Origin of the sequence: Trichococcus pasteurii, from assembly GCF_900112935.1 — a bacterium.
In the GTDB taxonomy this organism is placed as follows: domain Bacteria; phylum Bacillota; class Bacilli; order Lactobacillales; family Aerococcaceae; genus Trichococcus; species Trichococcus pasteurii.
On the sequence record NZ_FONM01000036.1, the window covers coordinates 1 to 5,968 of the forward strand.

Sequence of the window (5,968 nt, forward strand, 5' to 3'; positions counted from 1 at the left end):
CTCCGCAAACCATATTTTTTTCCAATTTCAATCATGCTGCCCAGGCCGTTCAGATAGTCCGTGACGGCTGCCAACTTTAACTCCTTGGAGTAATGACTGTTCTTCTTTACCGGTAAAAGGGCCGATGGACCGCCGTTCTCATAAAGTCTAATCCAACTGCGAATGGTCTCTTGAGATACTCCTGCATTTTGTGCTGCTCTTGATATGCCAATTTCATTTCTCACATATTGCTCGACAATGTTGACTCTGTTTTCGACAGATAATTTCATAACTCTTTTAGACATAGAAAAAACCCCCATATAAGACTTGAAATAATTCAATGTCCTATATAGAGGTAGCATATCAGTATGAGACAGCCCCTCCATATAATCTAAAATAAGCTAGTACTGTGCATCGGTTGGACGCGTGTATCGGGATTGATGTACACCATCGCATTGTTGACGGCTACGGGAGCCTCGCCAAAGCCGGTGGCAATCAGTTTGACTTTACCGGAGTAGGTACCTATGTCTCCGATGGCATAGACACCAGGGATGGTGGTCTCCATCTTCGAGTTTACGACGATGGCATTTCCTTCAACTTCGAATCCCCATTTCTTCATGCCCCCAATGGAAGACGAAAAGCCGTAATTGATCAAAAAGTCGTCTATTTCCAATTCCATCGTATTATCCTTGCGGGCTTCCTGAAGGGTGACGCTAGTCAAGAATTCTTCGTTTCCGTTGACGCTGACAGGCACAAAAGGCGTCATGATCTCAACGGAGGACTCTTGCAATAAGTGGACGCTGTGCTCTTGGGCGCGGAATTGCGGGCGACGATGGATCAGGTAGACTTTTTTAGCGATCGGTTCCAAGGTCAATGCCCAGTCCACTGCCGAATCCCCTCCACCACAGATGGCGACCGTCTTATCGCGGAAACTCTCGATGTTGTTCACGAAATAGTGGAGATTGGTATTTTCATACTTATCTGCGTGTTCTATTTCCAGTTTTCTCGGCCGGAAAGCGCCGTTGCCTGCGGAAATGATCACTGCTTTCGAATAGTGGCGGTTTTTGGTCGTTTGGATTTCGAAGATGCCATCCGCATTTTTTTCGAGTTCAAACGCTTCTTCACCGAATACCAACTTCGTGTCGAAGCGGTCCATCTGCGCTTTCAGGTTTGTGACGAGGTCGCCTCCGGAAATCGAAGGATAGCCCGCGATGTCATATATATTTTTTTCAGCATACAGCATGCCGGGTTGGCCGCCGAGCTGGGGTAAGGCTTCTATGATCTTGACTTTGGCTTGCCGCAGCCCGGCGTAGAACGCCGTGAACATGCCGACAGGGCCGCCGCCGATGATGGTGATGTCGTATATTTCTTTATCTGTCAATTTTCTTCCTCCGTTGTTTCTGTTCCGGGCGAGCGCATCGCCCGGAGAGGTATCAGATTTGCTCGTAGAACAATCTGACGATGAATGTCACGAAAATGCCGGTCAACAGTCCGACAAAAACCTCCGAAGGTTTGTGCCCAAGGTATTTTTTTACGGCCATTTCTTCAGGGTAGATCTTCTCTTCCGCTTCCTCAGCTATCAGTTCCTGCTCGTTCTTTGGGAACTTGAGGGACAAGCGGGTCAATTCTTTGATGGCATCTATGAGGACAATACCTTGCTCGCCGCTCTGACGACGGACCCCCATCGAGTCGAACATGACGATGACGCCAAAAGTCGTGGCGATGGCTACATATCCGGAACCGATGCCATATTGCAGAATGAGCGCCGTTATCAGCGAGCTGACGGCCGCCGAGTGGGAGCTGGGCATTCCTCCTGTAGTCGTAACGATCGACAAGGAAGTTTTCTTGTCTTTTGAAAAAATTGCAATCGGATATTTTAAAGCTTGGGTGAATATGATAGCTGCCAGGGAACATATTAAGGGGAAATTCTCGAAAATCATCATTATTTTTCATCCTTCACTTAAATATCTACTTTTCATTTATGATAACATGAATCGATAGATACAGCCTAATGAAAAAGAAAAAACGGGTCGAATTTTCATTTTTGGATAATCGGGGGGTTAATCTTTTGTATCTTGTGGTAAAATGTAAAAAAAAGGAGGATGAATAATGAGTTTATTTCCACAATTACAAGCAACAGAAAACGATAAGAAAGTCATTATGAAAACAAATAAAGGGGATATCACAATCCGATTATTCCCTGATTTGGCGCCAAAAACAGTCGAAAACTTCTTAGGTTTGGCTGAAAGCGGCTATTATGACGGCATCATTTTCCACCGTGTCATTGACAACTTCATGATCCAAGGTGGCGATCCTACAGGAACTGGCATGGGCGGATCAAGTATTTGGGGCGATTCTTTTGAAGATGAGTTCTCGATGAATTTGTTCAACCTGAACGGCGCGTTGTCGATGGCGAATGCTGGCCCGAACACAAACGGAAGCCAATTTTTCATCGTTACCGCTAAAGAAGTGCCTATGACAATGTTAGCTCAATTGGAAGCGGGCGGCTGGCCGAAAGAAATCGTTGAAGCTTATGCTGCAAATGGCGGAACACCTTGGCTGGATCAAAAACATACCGTATTTGGACAAGTGGAAGCTGGCATGGAAACGGTCTACGCTATCGAAGGCGTTAAAAAAGGCGCTCAAGACAAACCAGTCGAAGACGTTGTCATCGAGAGCATCACGATTTTATAATAGTATAGGAGGGGCAGAAAAAATGCCCCTTTTTCTTCTTGAATCAAATTATCTTGTTTCCGTCACTCCTAACACTACCGGAGTGTTTTCAAGGTAGTAATCGCAATGACGGTGCCTAAGAGTTGCTTCTGATCAAAGTTGCATCAGAAATTCTATCCTTTCATCTAGGCACGTGGTATAATTATCTGGTACTGTGAGGGGAATTATGAATGAAAATGGAATATAAAATCGGAGACATAATTGAAGGCAATGTAACAGGTATCCAATCATATGGTGTTTTTATTTCATTAGACAAGAATACGCAAGGCCTGATCCATATATCCGAATGCAGGCATGGGTATGTGACCAACCTTGAGGAATTCATTCAAATCGACGATGAAGTAGAAGCGAAAATCATAGACATCGATGAGTACACAGGGAAAATAAGCCTGTCTCTCAGGGCTATGGAAAAGTTGGCAACTCCGAGTTACCCGGCAAAAAGAAAGAAAAGAAAAAGAAGATACTTACCGCAGATCGGTTTTGAGACCTTGAAAGAAATGATGCCGACCTGGATCGAAGAGGCCAAAGAAGACGAGAAAGTTAGGAAATCGACAGGGAATAATCCTGTCTATACGCCTTCCGGTGAAAGGGGACATTCATGATGATAAAAGAAAACATAGTAGCAGGGACTATTATGGTCACTAATGAGGCAGAGGAGACTTACTTTCTGGTCAATACAGAAAACGGAACCTACAGCCTGCCTAGTGTAAACTTATCCGAAAGCGGAAAATCCCCCTTAGGATCTATAATGGAAGTCTTGCTGGCGCATGTTGGCATTGAATCTGAGTCATTGCGGTTGCTTGACTTGACGAACATGAGAGGAAATGGCAAAAACATGCCCTTATTTGTTTTCGATTCATTGGAAAAACCTTCCGATTTGGACAGCTTACTGAACGAACCAGGCAAGTTCGCATGGAAAAAATCTTCAGAAATCTCGGAAATACTTACTGACTTGGAATTGGACAGCGTACCTATCTACCATTAAGGTGTCTTGTTTCACATCAGTAATCATTTTATAAAAACAAATTAGGAGGATATTAAATGTCACACATTCAATTTGATTACTCTAAAGCTTTGAAATTTTTTGCGCAACACGAATTGGACTACATCCAGTACCAAGTAACAGCCGCTGACAAAGCGCTTCGTGAAGGTACTGGCCCAGGGAACGATTTCACTGGTTGGATCGATCTGCCAAAAGATTATGACAAAGAAGAATTCGCACGCATCAAAGCGGCAGCGAAAAAAATCCAATCCGATTCAGAAGTTTTGGTTGTTATCGGTATCGGCGGTTCATACTTAGGCGCCCGTGCTGCAATTGACTTCCTGAACAACACTTTCTACAACGTTCAGACAACTGCGGACCGCAAAACACCACAAATTTTCTTTGCAGGCAACAGCATCAGCTCAACTTATTTAGCTGACTTGATCGAAGTGATCGGAGATCGTGATTTCTCAGTAAACATGATTTCAAAATCTGGTACAACAACTGAACCGGCGATTGCTTTCCGCGTCTTCAAAGAATTGTTGATCAAAAAATATGGTAAAGAAGAAGCAGTAAAACGCATTTACTCTACCACAGACAAAGCAAGAGGCGCAGCGAAGCATGAAGCAGACATGGAAGGATACGAAACTTTTGTAATTCCTGATGATGTCGGCGGACGTTTCACTGTATTGACACCAGTTGGCCTTCTTCCGATCGCTGTCAGCGGAGCTGATATCGATGCGTTGATGCAAGGTGCTGCTGATGCCCGTGAAGCATACATGAATCCTGATTTGGCGACTAACGTAGCTTACCAATACGCAGCTATCCGTAACATCCTTTACCGTAAAGGCAAAGTGACTGAGATTTTGGCTAATTATGAGCCAGGTATGCAATATCTGTCAGAATGGTGGAAACAACTGTTCGGCGAATCTGAAGGTAAAGACCAAAAAGGTATTTATCCAACCAGCGCGAACTTCTCGACAGATTTGCACTCAATCGGCCAATCCATCCAAGATGGACAAAGAAATATCTTTGAAACAGTCGTAAAAGTTGCGAAACCACGCAAAACAATCCAAATTCCTTTGAGCGCAGAAGACTTGGACGGCTTAGGCTACCTTGAAGGCAAAGATGTAGATTTCGTAAATACAAAAGCTTACCAAGGCACGTTGTTGGCACATACAGACGGCGGCGTACCAAACTTATTGGTTACTATGCCTGAAATGGATGCTTATTCTTTAGGTTATCTAGTGTACTTCTTCGAAATCGCTGTAGGAATCTCTGGTTACCTGAATGGCGTGAATCCATTCGACCAGCCAGGTGTAGAAGCTTACAAGAAAAACATGTTTGCGCTTCTTGGCAAACCTGGATTTGAAGAATTAGCTAAAGAATTAAACGACAGACTATAAGCCACAAATTGCTTGAAGCGGACGATTCGTTGTCCGCTTTTTTTTTTGTGCTGAAGCAGTTTTAGTGCACGTGGCGGGGCGGTTTACCGGAGGAAGTCAAGTCGATCGTACCGGAATTTCCGATGAGGATAGCTTCGTTGGAGCTGCGCAAACAATAAAATTTAGTTTTTTAAACGATATATCAAATAAAATAACGGATCCATAACAATGCTGATGCAATGCTGTTGACAAGGCTTACATTTTTGTGGTAAAGTTTAGTTCCTCGGTAATCCGATGCGTTTTGTTTTGAAATCTGTTTGACACGGATTTGAAATGATGATAGTATTATGAAGTTGTCTTTTGTAAGGCAGCGGCAAGATAAGATTCATTGTTGACAGCAAGATAAAACGATGTTATCATATGAAAGTTGCTGATTCATCCGAAAAACAGTTTGAAATTTAATTTTAAAAAGCTGTTGACAACATGCGGTGACCGTGATAATATGAATAAGCAATCACGTAACACGTGATATGCGATTGACCTTTGAAAACTGAACAAAGAATGAACGAACCAAATGTGCAGGGAGCTTCGATTTCGGTCGAGGCAAACGAAGGCGATACTTAGTATCGCAAACATAAAGTCAGCAAGAAATTAAGAGCTATCAGCTTAACATGTAGGATTTCTGTACAAGAGTCCACATTTACATGAGAGTTTGATCCTGGCTCAGGACGAACGCTGGCGGCGTGCCTAATACATGCAAGTCGAACGGTCTTTTCTATGGAAGCTTGCTTCCACTGAGAAGATAGTGGCGAACGGGTGAGTAACACGTGGGTAACCTGCCCATAAGAGGGGGATAACATCCGGAAACGGGTGCTAATACCGCATAGTT

At 43.6% G+C, this 5,968-nt stretch carries 7 protein-coding genes and 1 rRNA gene; 5 read left to right on the forward strand and 3 right to left on the reverse strand.

Annotated features, from left to right (window positions below):
* The 3 genes from BM184_RS14940 to BM184_RS14950 all read right to left on the reverse strand — a co-directional run.
* On the reverse strand, positions 1-284 hold a 284-nt coding region (locus BM184_RS14940), incomplete at its 3' end, for a helix-turn-helix domain-containing protein (RefSeq protein WP_177208696.1).
* A gap of 86 nt (positions 285-370) precedes the next feature.
* Entirely contained in the window at positions 371-1,360 is a 990-nt protein-coding gene (locus BM184_RS14945; protein WP_086944008.1) for an NAD(P)/FAD-dependent oxidoreductase, read from the reverse strand.
* 52 nt (positions 1,361-1,412) lie between these two features.
* Positions 1,413-1,922: a divergent PAP2 family protein gene (locus BM184_RS14950; RefSeq protein ID WP_086944009.1), complete on the reverse strand. Its 510-nt coding sequence runs from the start codon at positions 1,920-1,922 to the stop codon at positions 1,413-1,415.
* Positions 1,923-2,088: 166 nt separating this feature from the next.
* Between BM184_RS14950 and BM184_RS14955 the strand changes: the two genes are divergently transcribed.
* From BM184_RS14955 to BM184_RS14975, 5 genes are all read left to right on the forward strand, one after another.
* Complete coding sequence (locus tag BM184_RS14955; RefSeq protein WP_086944010.1) at positions 2,089-2,673, forward strand: peptidylprolyl isomerase; 585 nt, start codon at positions 2,089-2,091, stop codon at positions 2,671-2,673.
* A gap of 209 nt (positions 2,674-2,882) precedes the next feature.
* Entirely contained in the window at positions 2,883-3,314 is a 432-nt protein-coding gene (locus BM184_RS14960; protein ID WP_245830793.1) for a CvfD/Ygs/GSP13 family RNA-binding post-transcriptional regulator, read from the forward strand.
* A gap of 32 nt (positions 3,315-3,346) precedes the next feature.
* A complete protein-coding gene (locus BM184_RS14965; protein ID WP_143091159.1) occupies positions 3,347-3,697 on the forward strand; it encodes a hypothetical protein in 351 nt (116 codons plus the stop codon).
* A gap of 56 nt (positions 3,698-3,753) precedes the next feature.
* Positions 3,754-5,100: a glucose-6-phosphate isomerase gene (locus tag BM184_RS14970; protein WP_086944012.1), complete on the forward strand. Its 1,347-nt coding sequence runs from the start codon at positions 3,754-3,756 to the stop codon at positions 5,098-5,100.
* 679 nt (positions 5,101-5,779) lie between these two features.
* Positions 5,780-5,968: ribosomal RNA gene (locus tag BM184_RS14975) — 16S ribosomal RNA — on the forward strand; the annotation flags it as partial.